The following is a 16,015-nucleotide window of genomic DNA, read 5'->3' as shown; positions in this document are numbered from 1 at the left end:
TGCAACTGATTGAACTGAACGGAGCGAACATGTCGTCTATCACGGGAGCCATGCTGATCGGCGCGCAGTCGGTGCGCGGTCAGGCGGGCGAAATGCGCGCCTTCGCGCCGGCGCTCGGCAAGGACATCGAGCCGGCGTTCGGCCTCGGCAACAAGGCCGATGTCGCGCGCGCCTGCGATCTCGCGGCGCTGGCGTTCGACGCCTTCCGCGCCGCGCCGCACGAAACGCGTGCCAAGCTGCTGGAAGCGATCGCCGAGCGCATTCTCGCCATCGGCGACGAACTGATCGAACGCGCGCATCTGGAATCGGCGCTGCCGAAGGCGCGTCTGGAAGGCGAGCGCGGCCGCACGGTCGGCCAGCTGCGCCTGTTCGCGTCGCTGGTGCGCGACGGCCGCTGGTGCGGCGCGGTGCTCGATTCGGCGCTGCCGGATCGCAAGCCGCTGCCGCGTTCGGACCTGCGCGCGCAGCGCATCGGCCTCGGCCCGGTGGCCGTATTCGGCGCGAGCAATTTCCCGCTGGCGTTTTCGGTGGCGGGCGGCGACACGGCGTCGGCGCTGGCCGCTGGTTGTCCGGTGGTCGTGAAGGCGCACCTCGCGCATCCGGGCACCTCGGAACTCGTGGGCCGCGCGATCCAGCAGGCGGTCGCGGACGTCGGCCTGCCCGAAGGCGTGTTCTCGCTGATCTTCGGCGGCGGCAACGAAACGGGCGAAGCGCTGGTCGCGCATCCGGCCATCAAGGCGGTGGGCTTCACGGGCTCGCGCCGCGGCGGTCTCGCGCTCGCGCAGATCGCGTCGCAGCGCGCGGAACCGATCCCCGTCTACGCGGAAATGAGCAGCATCAACCCGATGCTCGTGCTGCCGGCGGCGCTGGCCGCGCGCGGCGAAGCGCTCGCACAGGGTTTCGTCGATTCGCTCACGATGGGCGTCGGCCAGTTCTGCACCAATCCGGGCCTCGTGCTCGCGATCGACTCGCCGGAACTCGACCGCTTCGTGACGGCCGCGAGCGCGGCGCTCACGCACAAGCCCGCGCAGACCATGCTGACGGCGGGCATCGCGTCGGCGTATGGCGATGCGGTGGCGCAGCGCAAGACCCAGGGCGTCGAGCAACTGGCCGAAGGCGCGGCAAGCGATGCGCAGTGCGCTGCGCTGCCGCTGCTGTTCAAGGCGAGCGCCGAGCAGTTCCTCGCGCAGCACGCGTTGTCGGACGAGATTTTCGGACCGACCTCGATCGTCGTGGCCTGCCGCGACGAAGCGGAACTGCTGCGCGTGGCCGAGCATCTCGAAGGCCAGCTCACGGCCACGCTGCAGATCGACCGCGACGACTACGCGATGGCCGCGCGCCTGCTGCCGGTGCTCGAACGCAAGGCCGGCCGCATTCTGGCGAACGGTTTCCCGACCGGCGTCGAGGTTTCGTACGCGATGGTTCACGGCGGCCCGTTCCCGGCCACCTCGGACGCGCGCACGACTTCGGTGGGCGCGATGGCGATCGAGCGCTTCCTGCGTCCGGTCTGCTATCAGGACCTGCCGGCGGAACTGCTGCCTGCCGCGCTCCAGGACGAGAATCCGCTGGCGCTGTGGCGTCTGCGCGACGGTGAACTGGTGCGCAAGTAAGCACTGCAAGTAACGGGCGAAGGCGCTTGCGGCGGCTCACCAGCTCTCTGCAAGCGCCTTGTCACGGGGCCGCCCGACAATCGACTCACAAGACGCTCACAAAAGCCCTGACGTTGCTTGACAACTTGATGTGTGGTTCGGCATCCTTTGACCGCGGCGAAAGTTGGCGCGAAGTTGGCAGCAGGCTGACGCGAGGCTGGCAGCAGCATGGCAACAAGCGGACGTCCAGCCGGAAATACAGGCATCAGAACGACAACAGCCGTGTATTAAAAAACCCATAATCAGATGTGAGGAGATGCGATGTTCGATGGACGCTTGAAGGCCAGCGTGCTGGCCGTATGTGTGGCGGCCGCGGCGGCGCTCGGCATGAGCGCGGCGAAGGCGGATCCCGTTTCCCTGAACATAGTCGACGTGGCCGGCAATCTGCAGCTCACGCAGAAGGCCTTCGAGGCGTTCAAGGCGAAGTACCCGAATCTCGTCTCCAACATCACGTACACCAATGCCCCCGCGCCGCAGTTGCCTGGCAAGATCAAGGCGATGCAGGCGGCAGGCCGCGCCGATATCGATCTCGTGCTCACGGGCACGGACGCGCTGGCGGCGGGCATCGAACAGAATCTGTGGATGAAGCTGCTGCCCGATCAGACGGCGGCGCTGCCGGGCGTGCTCGACAAGTACGCGCCGGGTCCGCGCAAGATGCAGGACCTCGCGCAAGGCTACGGCCTCGAAGTGTCGTATATGCCCGCCGGTCCGCTCGTCGAATACAACCCGGCGAAGGTCGCGAAGCCGCCGCACACGCCGGCTGAACTGCTCGCGTACTGCAAGGCCAATCCGGGCAAGCTCATTTATGCGCGTCCGGCCAATTCGGGTCCGGGCCGCACGTTCCTGATGGGCCTGCCGTATCTGCTCGGCGACAAGAATCCGCAAGACCCGATCAACGGCTGGGACAAGACCTGGGCCTTCCTCAAAGAGCTGAATTCGTGCGTGCCGTACTACCCGGGCGGCACTTCGGCGGTGATGAAGGAACTGGGCGAAGGCACGCGCGACATGACCGTGACGGTCACGGGCTGGGACATCAACCCGCGCGCGCTCGGCATCGTGCCGGCCGAATTCAAGGTGCAGGCGTTCGACAACATGACGTGGGTGAACGACGCGCACTTCATGGTGGTGCCCAAGGGCGTCTCGAAGGAGAAGCTCGCCGTGCTGCTCAAGCTGATGAACTTCATGCTGGAGCCGCAGCAACAGGCCATGACGTATGACGACGGCTACTTCTATCCGGGCCCGGCGGTCAACGGCGTGACGCTGTCGATGGCGCCGAAGCAAAGCCAGGACGTGATCGCCAAGTACGGCCGTCCCGAATACGCGAAGTGGCTGACGCAGTATCCGCACGTCCAGCCGCTCTCGGCGCAGGCGATGGTCGCGGCGTTCCAGAAATGGGACCGCGAGGTCGGCTCGCAGAAGTCGCAGTAAAAGGGCGCGTGGCCGGGCCGTTCGCGGCCTGGCCCCGGATAAGTGGATGAGTGGAACACGTGGTCAGGAAGGTGTCATGAAGCATTCTTTCGATCGTCTGCGTCTGGACGCGGTGTGCCGCAGCTTCACGAGCGCGGAGGGCGCCCAGCTGGCGGCGCTGCGCGGTCTCGATCTGGAGATTCGCCGCGGCGAATTCATCGCGCTGCTTGGGCCGTCGGGCTGCGGCAAATCGACGGCGCTCAACTGCATTGCGGGCCTGCAGCCGCTCACGAGCGGCAGCATCTGGCTCGACGAACAACGCATCGACGTGCTGCCGCCCGAAAAGCGCGGCTTCGGCATGGTGTTCCAGAATTACGCGCTGTTCCCGCATATGTCGGTGCTCGACAACGTGGGTTTCGGCCTCAAGATGCAGGGCATCGCGCGCGACGAGGTCAAACGCCGCGCGCGCGAGGCGCTGCAACTCGTGCAACTCGTCGGGCATGAAAGCAAGCTGCCGGGCCAGCTTTCGGGCGGCCAGCAGCAGCGCGTCGCGATTGCGCGCGCGATCGTGATCGAGCCGCCGCTCGTGCTGATGGACGAACCGCTGTCGAACCTCGACACGCGTCTGCGTATCGAAATGCGCGCCGAAATCCGCCGCATTCACGGCCAGCTGGAACGCGCCACGATTTACGTCACGCACGATCAGGACGAAGCGCTTTCGATGGCCGACCGCATCGTCGTGATGAAAGAGGGCGTCGTGCAGCAGGTCGCCACGCCCAAGCAGATTTACAGCCGTCCCGCGAATCTGCATGTCGCGCGTTTCATGGGTTATCGCAACGTGCTGCCGTTCGCCGTGAGCGGCGAGCGCGGCGAGCAAATCGCGATGTCGGCGTCGGGCATCACGCTCACGGGCGTGCCGATGGACGACGTGAAGGGCGGCGAGATCTCGGTGGCGATGCGCCCCGAAGATTTCGAACGCGCCCACGCGGGTGATGCGAATGCGTTCGACGTCGAAGTCGAAATGGTCGAATACGGCGGCCGCGATTCGCTGCTGCTCGCGAACGCGCCGTTCGGCAAGCTGTGGGCGCGCGTGGAAGGCGAATTCGAAGCGGGCGAGCGCGCCACGCTGCGCGTCGCGCCGTCGCGCGTGCTGGCCTACGCGGAGCGCGCATCATGAGCACGCTGGCCTCGTCGATCATCAAGGCGCCGCGCGACGCGCGCGGCTGGCTCGTCGCGCCCGCGCTCGGGTTCATCATCGCGCTGTTTCTCTATCCGTTCGCCTACGGCCTCGTGTTGTCGTTCAAGCCGATGAACGGCGGCGGGGTATTCGCGAACTATCTGCAGTTCATTCACGATCTGTCGCTGTGGCCGACGGTGTTCGTCACGCTGAAACTCGCCGTGCCCGCGACGATCATCAACGTCGGGCTCTCGCTGCCGGTCGCGTTCGCGCTGCGCCGCAAGTCGCCGTATCAGAAGCTCGTGACGACGCTGCTCGTGATTCCCGTCACGCTCGGCACCGTGCTGATCGCCGACGGCATGCTCAGCTACTTCGGGCCGAACGGCTGGTTCCCGCAGGCGCTGCACGCGCTGCATCTGTACACGAACGAAGAGATTCGCCTCACGCACAACTACTGGGGCGTGCTGATCTCGCTGATCGTCTCGGGTTTTCCGTTCGCCTTCCTGCTCACGCTGTCGTACGTCACGGGCATCGACCCGACGCTCGCGCGCGCGGCGGCCACGCTCGGCGCGGGACCGTGGCAGCAGTTCCGGCAGATCTATCTGCCGCTGCTCGCGCCCGGTCTCACGATGGCCGCGTGCCTGTCGTTCGTGCAGGCGTACTCGGTGTTTCCGTCGGCGGTGCTGCTCGGCGCGCCCGCCGGTCCCACGCGCGTGATTTCGATCGCGGCGTCGGAAGCGGCGTTCGAGAGCTACGACTATTCGCTCGCCTCGACCATCGCCATCGTGATGGGCTTCGTGCAGCTCGTGGTAGTGGCGGCGATGCTCGGCGCGAAACGCTTCTTCTACTCGGGCCCGGTGAGCGGAGGGAAAGGCTGATGACCGCACATCAACGTAACGCCGCCGGTCTGCCCGCGGGCGCGCCGATGCGCGACGAACGTCCCGCGCCCGCCGCCAACGCGCCGCAGACGAAGCCCGGCGCGAACGTGCCGGAGATCGTCTGGAAGGTGCTCGTCTGGGGCGGCGTGGTGTTCTTCCTGCTCAACGTGCTGCTGCTGATCGCGACCGTGGGCGTGAACTCCATCGCCACGCGCTGGTTCGGCACGCCGCTGCCGCAAGGCTTCACGCTGCACTGGTATGCGCAGGCGTGGCGCGACTTCCAGCTGGGCAGCGTGCTGTGGGTGACTTTCGAGGTGGTGGGCGCGGTGGTGGTGCTGTCGATCGCGCTCGGCGTGCCCGCCGCGTACGCGCTTGCGCGCGCGCAGTTTCCGGGCAAGCGCATCGCCATGCTCGTGTTCCTGCTGCCGCTGATGGTGCCGCCCGTGACCTACGGCATTCCGATGGCCACGGCGATGTATCAAACCGGTCTCGCGGGAACCTTGACCGGCGTGATCCTCGCGAACCTCGTGCCCGCGCTGCCCTTCGTGATTCTCGTGATGACGCCGTTCATCGAGCAGATCGATCCGAATCTGGAATCGGCGGCGCGCATTTTCGGCGCGAATACGCTGCGTTATTTCCGTTATGTATTGCTGCCGCTCCTCGTGCCGGGGATGCTGGCGGCGGGGCTGCTCGTGCTGGTGCGCACGATCGGCATGTTCGAACTGACTTTTTTTACCGCCGGACCCGACACGCAAACGCTCGTCGTCGCGCTGTATTACGCAGTGTTCTCGACAGGCGTGCGCGCGCCGCAGTCCATCGACGCCATGGCGATGATCTACATGGCGATCACGCTCGCATGGGTGCTGGTCGCGCTGCAGTTCGTCAGCCCGACACAACTCGTGTCGCGCGTGAAGGAATCGCGTTAGCGCGAGGTCGGCCCGCGCCGGCGGCTTTATTGACACATCCGCGGAAACACTGGAGCAAGGCAAGATGAGCAACAAGCGAAAGACCCCCGAAGAACTGCGCAGCCACCGCTGGTATGGCGTGAACGACCTGCGGTCGTTCGGCCATCGTTCGCGCTCGGCGCAGATGGGCTACAGCCGCGAGGAGTACGCGGGCAAGCCGGTGATTGCGATCCTCAATACGTGGAGCGAAATCAACCCTTGCCATACGCACTTCAAGCAGCGCGTGGAAGAGGTCAAACGCGGCATCTGGCAGGCCGGCGGTTTCCCGATCGAGCTGCCGGTGCAGACGCTCTCCGAGCCGTTCCAGAAGCCCACCACGATGCTCTATCGCAACTTCCTCGCGATGGAAACCGAGGAAACGCTGCGCTCGTATCCCGCCGACGGCGTGGTGCTCATGGGCGGTTGCGACAAGACCACGCCCGCACTGCTGCTCGGCGCGATCTCGATGAATCTGCCGACCATCTTCCTGCCCGCGGGCCCGATGCTCAACGGCAACTGGAACGGCGTGACGCTCGGCTCGGGTTCGGACACCTGGAAGTACTGGGCCGACCTGCGCGCGGGCAAGATCACCGAGCAGGACTGGCAGGGCGTGGAAGGCGGCATCGCGCGCTCGCCGGGCCACTGCATGACGATGGGCACCGCCTCGACGATGACGAGCGCGGCGGAAGCGCTCGGCTTCACGCTGCCGGGCTTCGCCTCGATTCCGGCGCCGGATTCGCGTCACGCGCAGATGTCGGCGAAGACGGGCATGCGCATCGTCGATATGGTGTGGGAAGACCTGAAGCCTTCGGACATCATCACGCGCCAGTCGGTCGACAACGCGGTGACCACGTGTCTGGCGCTGTCGGGCTCGACCAACGCGATCGTGCACATGATCGCCGTCGCGCGCCGCGCGGGTGTCGACCTCACGCTCGGCCACTACGACGACATCGCGCGCCGCACGCCGGTGCTCGCGAACGTGCGCCCGACCGGCAAGTACCTCATGGAGGACTTCTATTACGCGGGCGGTCTGCGCGCGATGCTCAAGGAGCTCGGCGATCTGATCGACGGCACGCAGATGACCGTGAACGGCAAGACGCTCGGCGAAAACATCGCCGACGCCGAGATCTATAGCGACGAAGTGATCTACCGCCGCGCCAAGCCGCTGATGCCGGACACCGGCCTCGCCGTGCTGCGCGGCAATCTCGCGCCGGACGGCGCGGTGATCAAGCCGGGCGCGGCCGAAAAGCGTCTGCACGTGCATACGGGCAAGGCCGTCGTGTTCAAGGACTACAACGACATGGCTGCGCGCATCGACAGCGAAGATCTCGACTGCGACGAGAACAGCGTGATCGTGCTGCAGCACGCCGGTCCGGTGGGCGCGCCGGGCATGCCCGAGTGGGGCCAGCTGCCGATTCCGCAAAAGATTCTGCAGAAGGGCGTGCGCGACATGCTGCGTATTTCCGACGCGCGCATGAGCGGCACGAGCTATGGCGCGTGCGTGCTGCACGTGGCCCCGGAATCGTTCATCGGCGGTCCGCTCGCGCTGGTCAAGGATGGCGACCTGATCGAGATGAACGTGCCGGAGCGCCGCCTGAACGTGCTGATCTCCGACGAGGAAATGGCGCGCCGCAAGGCCGAGTGGGTCGCACCGGAACCGCGCTTCACGCGCGGCTATGGCGCGATGTACCAGATGCACGTCATGCAGGCCAACAACGGCTGCGAATTCGACTTCATGCAGCGTGACGGCGCCGGCGGTTCGTGCGGTGGCGGTGTCAAGGGCGGCGGCGAGCCCGAGATTCACTAAGCCGCTACCGAGCAGCACAGGTTCGGCGCGGTTGATCGCGGCGCGCGCGGCGGGGCTTGGCCGCCGCGCGCGCCAGCGATGCTGGAGGAGCACACGCAATACGATTCACACGTAGTTAAAAAAGCAATACATCACAACGATTACATCAGGAGTACAGATGAAGAAGACCATTCTCGCTTCCACGCTTGGACTCGCCGCACTGGGCGCGCACGCCCAGAGCAGCGTCACGCTCTACGGTATCGTCGATACCGGCATCGGTTATCAAAGCAGCGCCACGTCGCTCGGCAAGACCTCGGGCGGCCACGCGCTCGTCAAGATGGCGCAGGGCATCTGGGCCGGTTCGCGCTTCGGCTTCAAGGGCAGCGAAGATCTGGGCGGCGGCACGCGCGCGATCTTCCAGCTCGAAGAAGGCTATAACTCGGCCACCGGCGCCCAATCGACCTCGGGCCTGATGTTCAGCCGCGCGGCCTTCGTCGGTCTTGCGAACCAGCAATACGGTACGTTGACGGCGGGCCGCCAGTACGCGCCGTACTACACGCTGCTCTCGCCCTACAGCCCGACCAACTGGCTCACGGGCGCCTACGGCGCGCACCCGGGCGACCTCGACTCGATGGATACGATCTACCGCATCAACAATGCGCTGGTCTATACCTCGCCGAACTTCGCGGGCTTCACGTTCAGCGGCATGTACGCGCTCGGCGGCGTGGCGGGCAGCACGAACGCCGGTTCGTCGTGGAGCGTCGCGGCCAACTATATTCACGGTCCGGTCGGTATCGCCGTGGGCTTCGAGCGTCTGAACAACGCCACCAACGGCGGCGGCACGTGGAGCTCCAGCTCGACGGCCTACAGCGGCGGCGAGCCGGGCGTCTCGGCCATCACCAATGGCTACCAGACCGCGCAGGCGCAGCAGCGCTTCGCCGTGACGGGCGGCTATGCCTTCAACTCGCAATGGGATATTTCGGCATCCTATTCGAACGTGCAGTACATCGCGGGCTCGGGCTCGAAGTTCTTCGACACGCAGATCTGGAACACGGGCGGCGTGGTACTGCACTACAAGCCGTTCACGGTGCTGGATCTGGGCGCGGGCTACAGCTACACGCGCGCGACCAAGGCGAACGGCATCACGAGCGCGGCGTCGTACCAGCAGTTCAACCTCTCGCAGTACTACAGCCTGTCGAAGCGCACGGGCCTGTACTTCGTCGAGGCGTACCAGCGCGCGGGCGGCCAGACGCTCGGCACGGACGGCGCGGGCAACATCATCAACGCGACGGCCGATATCGGCGACGGTCAGAACAGCGCGCCGTCCTCGTCGCGCAGCCAGTTCGCAGGCGCGATCGGCATTATTCACCGGTTCTGATTTCACGTTCCGAGGGAGTCTTTGCGGCGGCGCCGGTTGGCGCCGCCGTTTTTTTTGCGCGCGCGAATCGAAGTGACCTGGAGTGAAGCGGGGCCGCGCCTGTGACGTTCCGGCGCCTGCGCTATCATGCAGCCCCCGGCATCGCGAAACGCTCTCGCGCCATCGCGGCCGCTCATTCATGCACTCAACGTCGCGATGCTCGAATCCCTTCTTTCCGGCGGCGTCCTGCTGCCCCACATGCAGGCGCTGGACACCTGGCAACTCGTCGGCCTCGCCGTGGCGCTGGTGCTCGGCGGCATGGTGAAGGGCGTGAGCGGCATCGGCGTGCCGCTCGTCGCCATGCCGATCCTCACGCAGTTCCTGCCCGTCAAGCAGGCCGTGCTGCTGCTGTCGATGCCGATCATCCTCGGCAACATTCCGCAGGCGCTCGAAGGCGGCGAGTTGTGGAAGACGATCAAGCACATCGCTGCGCCGCTGATCGGCACGGTGATCGGCAACGTGGTGGGCGTGTCGGTGCTGATCCGGCTCGAACCGCATCACGCGCAGGCGGCATCGGGCCTCGCGCTGGCCGTGGCGGCCGGCTTGCTGCTCGCGTCGCCGAAACTCACGCTCTCGCCCGCGCTCGTGCGGCCCGTGGGCTTCGCGCTCGGCTTCGGCGCGGCGCTGATGGAGAGCATCGCCTCGGTGCCAGGTCCGCTGCTCGCGATGTATCTGATCGCCACGGGCGCGACGGGCCGCGCGTTCACCAAGCAGATCGCGATCATCCTCGTGGTCTCGGTGCTCACGCTGATCACCACGTTCAGCGGCGGCGCGCACGCAAACGGCGCGGATCTCGCGATTTCGGCGCTCGCGAGCCTGCCTGCGATCGTCGGCATGCTGCTGATCCGGCCGCTGCGCGACAAGCTGCATCCGCTGGCGTTTCGCATCGTCGTGCTGGTGTGCGTGGTGGCGGCCGCAGTGCAGATGATCGTGAAATCGGGCGTGTTGTGAGGGCCTGATTCGCGCGGTTCGCGAGAGGGCGCCCTGATAGGCGCCCTTTTTTATTGCCAGCCGCCGCGCTGACGCACGTCAATCGCCGCTCCAACTTTTCTGTAATCGTGACAGGAATTGACTGTCGGCGATTCCCGGCCAAAGCGGATTCGCCTAGTCTCGCGGCTTTCGCTGCCGCGCGCGATCGTTCTGTCGCCGCGCTCCCATCCCATGAACGCCCGTCAACTTCCCGATCTGCGCGACGTCACGATCTGCGCCGCCGATACGATCAACCCTGCGCTCGCGGCCCGTGCGCTCGATCTCTCGATGCGTCAATGCCAGTTCGGCGACGCGATCCTGTTCACGCACGAATCCGTGCCCACGCACGCGCGCATCGTGCCCATCGAGCGCATCAAATCGCGCGAGGACTATTCGGTCTTCATGATCAAGGAGCTGGTGAAGCATATCGCGACGCCCTGGGTGCTGGTCGTGCAATGGGACGGCTACGTGGTGGACGGATCGCAATGGCGCGACGCGTTTTTCGACTACGACTACCTGGGGGCGGCCTGGTACTTTTACGGCGATGGCATGGACGTCGGCAACGGCGGGTTTTCGTTGCGCTCCACGCGGCTGCTGAAGGCGCTCGCGAGCGATCGCTTCGTCTGTCCCGCCGATGCGATCGAAGACACACTCATTTGCCGGACCTGGCGGCGCGAGCTGGAGAGCGAGTACGGCGTGCGCTTTGCGCCTGCCGACGTGGCGCGTCGCTTCGCGTACGAATATGAAATGCCGGCTAATCCCACATTCGGATTTCACGGCGTCTTCAACATGTGGCGGCACGTGGACGACCACGAGATGATGTCGATCGCGAGCGCGCTCGATCTGCGCACCTTTGCGTCGAGAGAGTGTCTGCAACTGCTGATCAAGTATTGCGATCTGCAGAAGTTCGCGTGCGTGAAGCCGCTCTATGCGCGCTACAAGGCGCAGTGGAACCGGGAGGTGATCGTCGCCGCGCTGATGAAGGCCGGTGTGGCCGAGGCGCGGGTCGAGAATGTGCTCGCGCTGTGCGAGGCGGCTTGAAGCGACCCGCTTGAATCGACCTGCCTGAATCGATCGGCCTGAAATCGGAGGGTCAAAAAAAACGGCCTGAGCGCGATGACTCAGGCCGTGGCGCATTCTCAGCGTGCGCGTGACAGGCGATATCAGCCGCGCTTGCCGCGCTGTTCGACCGGCGTGAAATCGAAGCTCGCGAAGCTGCCGCCCTGATAGCGCTGCGCGGTCGCGTCGAGCGGGTTGTCCTTCGCGAGAATCTCCGCCGCGAAGTCTTCCGAATTCTGCTTCGGCACGTAACCGAGACGCTTCGCGTCGTCGTGTTCGCCTTCCTGCACCCAGTAGCTGCGCGTGTTGTTCGACACGCCCCACACCACGGCAAAGCCGATCGATTCCACGTTGATCACGCGATCGATGAGATGGAACAGATCGTCGTGGCCGAACCACGTGCTCAGATGGCGGAACTCGGTCGGCTTCGGCAGGCAGCTGCCGATGCGCACGTTCACGGTTTCGATGCCGTGCTTGTCCCAGTAGAGGCGGGCGAGCGATTCGCCCCAGGCCTTCGAGAGACCATAGAAGCCGTCCGGGCGGAACGCGCAATCGAGGTCGAGCTTGTCGTCGACGGAATACATGCCGATCGCGTGATTCGAGCTTGCGAACAGAATGCGCTTCACGCCGTGGCGGCGCGCGCCTTCGTAGACTTCCACGAGGCCGCGCAGATTGTTCTCGATGATCTCGGGCAGCGGACGCTCGACGCTCGTGCCGGCCATGTGGATCAGCACGTCGACGCCGTCGAGCAGGCGGTCGACCACTGCGGGATCGCGCAGGTCGCCGTGCATGACGTCTTCGCCCGCGACGAGCGGTTCGAGCGGCTTCGTGCCGGCCGCGGATCGCAGGTTCACGCCGCGCTCGAGCAGGCCCTTGCGCAATACGGTGCCGAGCTGGCCGGCGGCGCCGGACAATGCAACTTTCTTCACAGTGGATTACCTCACATAAAAACGCCAAAAGCCGGCGCCCTCGCGGACGCCGGCCGGTGATGAGCCGATCAGGCCTTCACGTTCTGCGCGGGCTGGAGCGCGGCGGCCGCCGTGTCGTCGCGCTGCTGGTTCGAGATCAGACGCCAGGCCACGCAGGCGCCGATCAGGTCGAACAACATCAGGCAGACGAACAGGGGGTTATAGCCGATCGTGCTGGCCAGTGCGCCGACGATGAGCGAGAACACCGTCGCGCCGAGATAGCCGAACATGCCCGAGAGACCCGTTGCCGTCGCCACTTCATGCTGGCCGAACACGTCCGAGGCGAGCGTGAACAGGGCGCCGGAAATCGTCTGGTGCGCGAAGGTGCCGACGCAGAAGAGGGCGATCGCGGCATACGGGCTCGCGACGAGACCCACGCAGGCCGGTCCGATCATCAGCACTGCGCCGGTCGTGATGACGAGCTTGCGCGAGGTGATCAGCGAGCAGCCGAACCAGCGGATGAACAGCGGCGCGAGGTAGCCGCCGATCAGGCAGCCGAGGTCGGCGGCGAGGAACGGCATCCACGCGAACAGCGCGATTTCCTTCAGGTTCATGTGGCGCACGGTGACCATGTACAGCGGAATCCACGCGCCGAAGGTCTGCCATGCCGGCTCGGCCAGCATGCGCGGAATGCCGATGCCCCAGAAGCGGCGCGTTTTGAGCACTTCCTTGAACGAGGCGCGCTGCTTGCCCGACGCTTTTTGCGCCGGGGTTTGACCGGCGCGGATGTAGTCGGCTTCTTCCTGCGAGAGCTTCGGGTGCTCGGCGGGCGTCTTGAAGAACACGAGCCAGAGCGCGACCCAGATCAGCGCCACGCCGCCGGTCAGGACGAACGCGAATTGCCAGTTGTACTTGAGAATGCACCACACCACGAGCGGCGGGGCGATCATCGCGCCGATCGACGTGCCGGTGTTGAGCCAGCCGGTCGCGACCGAGCGCTCCTTGGCCGGGAACCACTGGCTGATCGCCTTCATGCCCGCCGGGAAGATCGCGGCTTCGCTCATGCCGAGCAGGCCGCGGAAGAACGCGAGCGAGGGCCAGGTGGTGGCGAGACCGTGCAGCATGTTGGCGATGGCCCAGCCGAACGCGAAGATGGCGAAGCCGATCTTGACGCCGACGGAGTCGAGCACGAAGCCGGCGATCGGCTGCGAGAGCGCATAGCAGGCCTGGAACGCCGTGACCACGTACGAGTACTGCTGCGTGGTCATGTGCATCGTCTGCGTGAGCGTGGGCGCTGCCACGGAAAGCGAACTGCGCGCGAGATAGTTGAAGATCGTGCCAATCATGATGAGGCCGATGATCCACCACCGAAGCCCCTTGATAGTCTTGCGTTGCACTGCTCGTCTCCTGCTGTTGTCGGGTGCGGGCACGGTTGAGGCCGTGCCGGACGATGCGCCCGGATGGAAGTTGTATGCGTGTGCCAGGTGTGTCTTGCGGCTGGCCAGTGTCACTGGACGCCGCGTTTTTTCAGCCGTGTTGTTCGAATCGCTGTTGGGCCGTGACGCGGTGCTAATCGGATCGAATCGCCCGGTCATGTAAGACATCATTCTATTTGCCGCAAAGTTGTAAAGCAAATCTTGTGTGGATGGGGATTTCCCTAATGCGCGGGCGTCTCGCGGCGGGGCCGGATGATGGGCGTGACAGTCGAGGGAAGGCGCGATCAGGCGGGGAATGCCGCGCGAATCGGCGTCACGGACGATCGGCGGGTTGTCGGATGACTGCGCGGAAAGCGCGCCGTTGCGGGCTGGTTGACAATTTTCGTGTTGTATTACAACAATGCGGACATTGCACCGACCGCCGCTCGCCGGATTGCCGGATCGGCATCGGACCCGCTTCTGCGCGGTCCTCGCGCACCACAACAACGGACGAGACACGATGAATTCACCCGCCATCCCCGTCAGCGAACTTGCGCTCGAACAACTGCGCCACGTTTCCAACGCGACGCTCACCACCCAGCTTTTCAAGCGCGGCCTGCGCAATGTGTTCCTGCAGGGCGTGCATCCGCTCGCCGCGCCGGCAGTGGGCGCGCCGAATCTCGTCGGCCCGGCCTTCACGATGCGCAACATCCCGGCGCGCGAGGATCTCGACCAGTTGAGCGCGTTCCAGAATCCCGAGCATCCGCAGCGCAAGGGCGTCGAAACCGTGCCCGCGGGCGCGGTGCTCGTGCAGGATTGCCGCGGCGTGACCGATGCGGCGTCGATGGGCTCGATCCTCGCCACGCGCATGAAGGTGCGCGGCGTGGCGGGCATGGTCTCGGACGGCCCGGTGCGCGACAGCGCGACCATCGCCGCGCTCGGCATTCCGGTGTTCTGCGCGGGCGCGTCGGCGCCGCTGAATCTCTGCAAGCACCACACGGTCGACCTGAACGTGCCGATCGGCTGCGGCGGCGTGGCCGTCTATCCGGGCGACATCATCGTCGGCGACGCCGATGGCGTGGTCGTGATTCCGCGTCATCTGGCCGAGGAAGTCGCACAGGCGGCCTTCGAGCAGGAAGAACTCGAATGCTTCATCACCGAGCGCATCGAGGCGGGCGCGGCGCTGCCGGGCACCTATCCGCCGAACGAGGCGACGCTGGCCGCCTTTGCCGAATGGAAGAAAGCGCGCGCGTGAGCGGCGCGGCGGTGATCGATGCGGGCGTGCAGGGCGTGCCCGCGCCGGAGTTCGCGGGCGCGCGCTGAAGGCGGCGCGTGCTCCGATAACCAACCCCATTTACGCGAATTCACGCGAAGCACGCCATGCCGAAGTTTCAGGATCAGGACGTCATCGAAATCGTGCGCGGCGGCTCGCTGCTGCGCGTCGCGCCGCAAGCGGGCGGACGGCTGCTGTCGTGGCACCGGCACGGCGAGCCCATCATCCATTGGCCCGACGACGCCGACTGGCGTCAGCCCGCGCTCGTGCGCGGCGGCAATCCGCTGCTGTTTCCGTTCATCGCGCGGCATCGCGTGGATGGCGTGATCGGGCGTTGGCGCGATGCGCAGGGCGTCGTGCGCGAGGTGCCGCTGCACGGCTTCGCGCGCGATCTGCCGTTCGCGGCGCAAGTCGATGCGGCGGGCGACGGCGTGCGCATGACGCTCACCGACAGCGAGGCGACGCACGCGGGCTATCCGTTCCCTTTCCGCTTCGAGGCCGCGTACCGGCTCGTCGACGACGCCACGCTCGAAGTCGAACTGACGACCACGAATACGGCGATCGAAGGCGCTGCGCTTTTGCCTTCGCAGTTACCTTCGCTTTTGCCTTACTACGCGGGCCATCATTTCTACTTCGCGCTGCCGCACGCGCAGCGCGGCTCGGCGAGCCTGACGCTGCCGAGCAACGTCTACCGTCACCAGCTCGCCGACGGCACGACGACCGCGCCCACGCCCGGCGCGACGCGTTACCGCTTCGACGATCCGCAGATCGTCGACCGTTTTCATTGTCTCGACGGCGAACCCGAACGCACGGTGCGCATCGAGATGCCCACGCTGCGGCGCGCGATCGACATCGACCTGCGCTGTCCCGGTTCGGTGCCGTGGTACGCCGTGACCTCGTGGACGCTCGCGCCCGATTCGGACTTCTACTGCGTCGAGCCCTGGCTCGGCCTGCCCGATGCGATCCACAGCGGCCTCGGGCTGCGCCGGCTCGCGCCGGGCCAAAGCGAAACCGCGACGTTGCGGCTAGTTGTCAGCGATTTGGCGTAAGCGCGTGAAATCGCCGCAGCGCACGCCGTGCGGGGCGTCGAAAGCTGAAGATTCGCGCGAAGCGCGCCGCCAATGACTTACAAT

The 16,015-nt window shown here is 65.9% G+C and carries 13 protein-coding genes; 11 read left to right on the top strand and 2 right to left on the bottom strand.

Annotated features, from left to right (window positions below; translation table 11 throughout):
* Nucleotides 1–29: 29 nt before the first annotated feature.
* The 9 genes from LDO54_RS30365 (at nt 30) to LDO54_RS30325 (ending at nt 11,268) form a co-directional block, all read left to right on the top strand.
* Nucleotides 30–1,610, top strand: coding sequence for an aldehyde dehydrogenase (NADP(+)) (locus tag LDO54_RS30365; protein ID WP_224014991.1), 1,581 nt, complete (start codon nt 30–32; stop codon nt 1,608–1,610).
* A 366-nt stretch (nt 1,611–1,976) separates the two neighbouring features.
* Nucleotides 1,977–3,077, top strand: coding sequence for an extracellular solute-binding protein (locus LDO54_RS30360; protein WP_224015222.1), 1,101 nt, complete (start codon nt 1,977–1,979; stop codon nt 3,075–3,077).
* Between the two features lie 76 nt (nt 3,078–3,153).
* Complete coding sequence (locus tag LDO54_RS30355) at nt 3,154–4,233, top strand: ABC transporter ATP-binding protein (protein ID WP_224014989.1); 1,080 nt, start codon at nt 3,154–3,156, stop codon at nt 4,231–4,233.
* Complete coding sequence (locus LDO54_RS30350) at nt 4,230–5,111, top strand: ABC transporter permease (RefSeq protein WP_224014987.1); 882 nt, start codon at nt 4,230–4,232, stop codon at nt 5,109–5,111. The genes LDO54_RS30355 and LDO54_RS30350 overlap by 4 nt, the downstream gene beginning before the upstream one ends.
* On the top strand, nt 5,111–6,037 hold the full coding sequence (locus tag LDO54_RS30345) for an ABC transporter permease (protein ID WP_405045127.1): 927 nt from the start codon (nt 5,111–5,113) through the stop codon (nt 6,035–6,037). Before LDO54_RS30350 ends, LDO54_RS30345 begins: the two co-directional genes overlap by 1 nt.
* 64 nt (nt 6,038–6,101) lie before the next feature.
* The gene (gene araD / locus LDO54_RS30340) at nt 6,102–7,862 is read left to right on the top strand and encodes an L-arabinonate dehydratase (RefSeq protein ID WP_224014985.1); all 1,761 of its coding nucleotides are present in this window, start codon (nt 6,102–6,104) and stop codon (nt 7,860–7,862) included.
* A 157-nt stretch (nt 7,863–8,019) separates the two neighbouring features.
* Complete coding sequence (locus LDO54_RS30335) at nt 8,020–9,219, top strand: porin (protein WP_224014983.1); 1,200 nt, start codon at nt 8,020–8,022, stop codon at nt 9,217–9,219.
* Nucleotides 9,220–9,414: 195 nt separating this feature from the next.
* On the top strand, nt 9,415–10,209 hold the full coding sequence (locus LDO54_RS30330) for a sulfite exporter TauE/SafE family protein (protein ID WP_224014982.1): 795 nt from the start codon (nt 9,415–9,417) through the stop codon (nt 10,207–10,209).
* 210 nt (nt 10,210–10,419) lie between these two features.
* Complete coding sequence (locus LDO54_RS30325) at nt 10,420–11,268, top strand: DUF5672 family protein (RefSeq protein WP_224014980.1); 849 nt, start codon at nt 10,420–10,422, stop codon at nt 11,266–11,268.
* Between the two features lie 122 nt (nt 11,269–11,390).
* Here LDO54_RS30325 and LDO54_RS30320 read toward each other — a convergent pair whose 3' ends face one another.
* Nucleotides 11,391–12,215, bottom strand: coding sequence for an NAD-dependent epimerase/dehydratase family protein (locus LDO54_RS30320; RefSeq protein ID WP_224014978.1), 825 nt, complete (start codon nt 12,213–12,215; stop codon nt 11,391–11,393).
* Between the two features lie 68 nt (nt 12,216–12,283).
* The gene (locus tag LDO54_RS30315) at nt 12,284–13,591 is read right to left on the bottom strand and encodes an MFS transporter (RefSeq protein ID WP_436975721.1); all 1,308 of its coding nucleotides are present in this window, start codon (nt 13,589–13,591) and stop codon (nt 12,284–12,286) included.
* A gap of 538 nt (nt 13,592–14,129) precedes the next feature.
* On the opposite strand from LDO54_RS30315, the gene LDO54_RS30310 reads away from it, so the two are divergent.
* Nucleotides 14,130–14,864 carry a ribonuclease activity regulator RraA gene (locus LDO54_RS30310; protein ID WP_224014976.1) on the top strand — a complete coding sequence of 245 codons (735 nt, stop codon included), beginning with the start codon at nt 14,130–14,132 and terminating at the stop codon, nt 14,862–14,864.
* Nucleotides 14,865–14,989: 125 nt separating this feature from the next.
* Complete coding sequence (locus LDO54_RS30305) at nt 14,990–15,931, top strand: aldose epimerase (protein WP_224014974.1); 942 nt, start codon at nt 14,990–14,992, stop codon at nt 15,929–15,931.
* Nucleotides 15,932–16,015: the final 84 nt, after the last annotated feature.

Origin of the sequence: Paraburkholderia tropica, assembly GCF_914484835.1 — a bacterium.
Classification (GTDB): Bacteria; Pseudomonadota; Gammaproteobacteria; order Burkholderiales; family Burkholderiaceae; genus Paraburkholderia; species Paraburkholderia tropica_A.
Note: the sequence above shows the minus strand (reverse complement) of the source record. Positions and strands in the feature narration are given on the sequence as shown.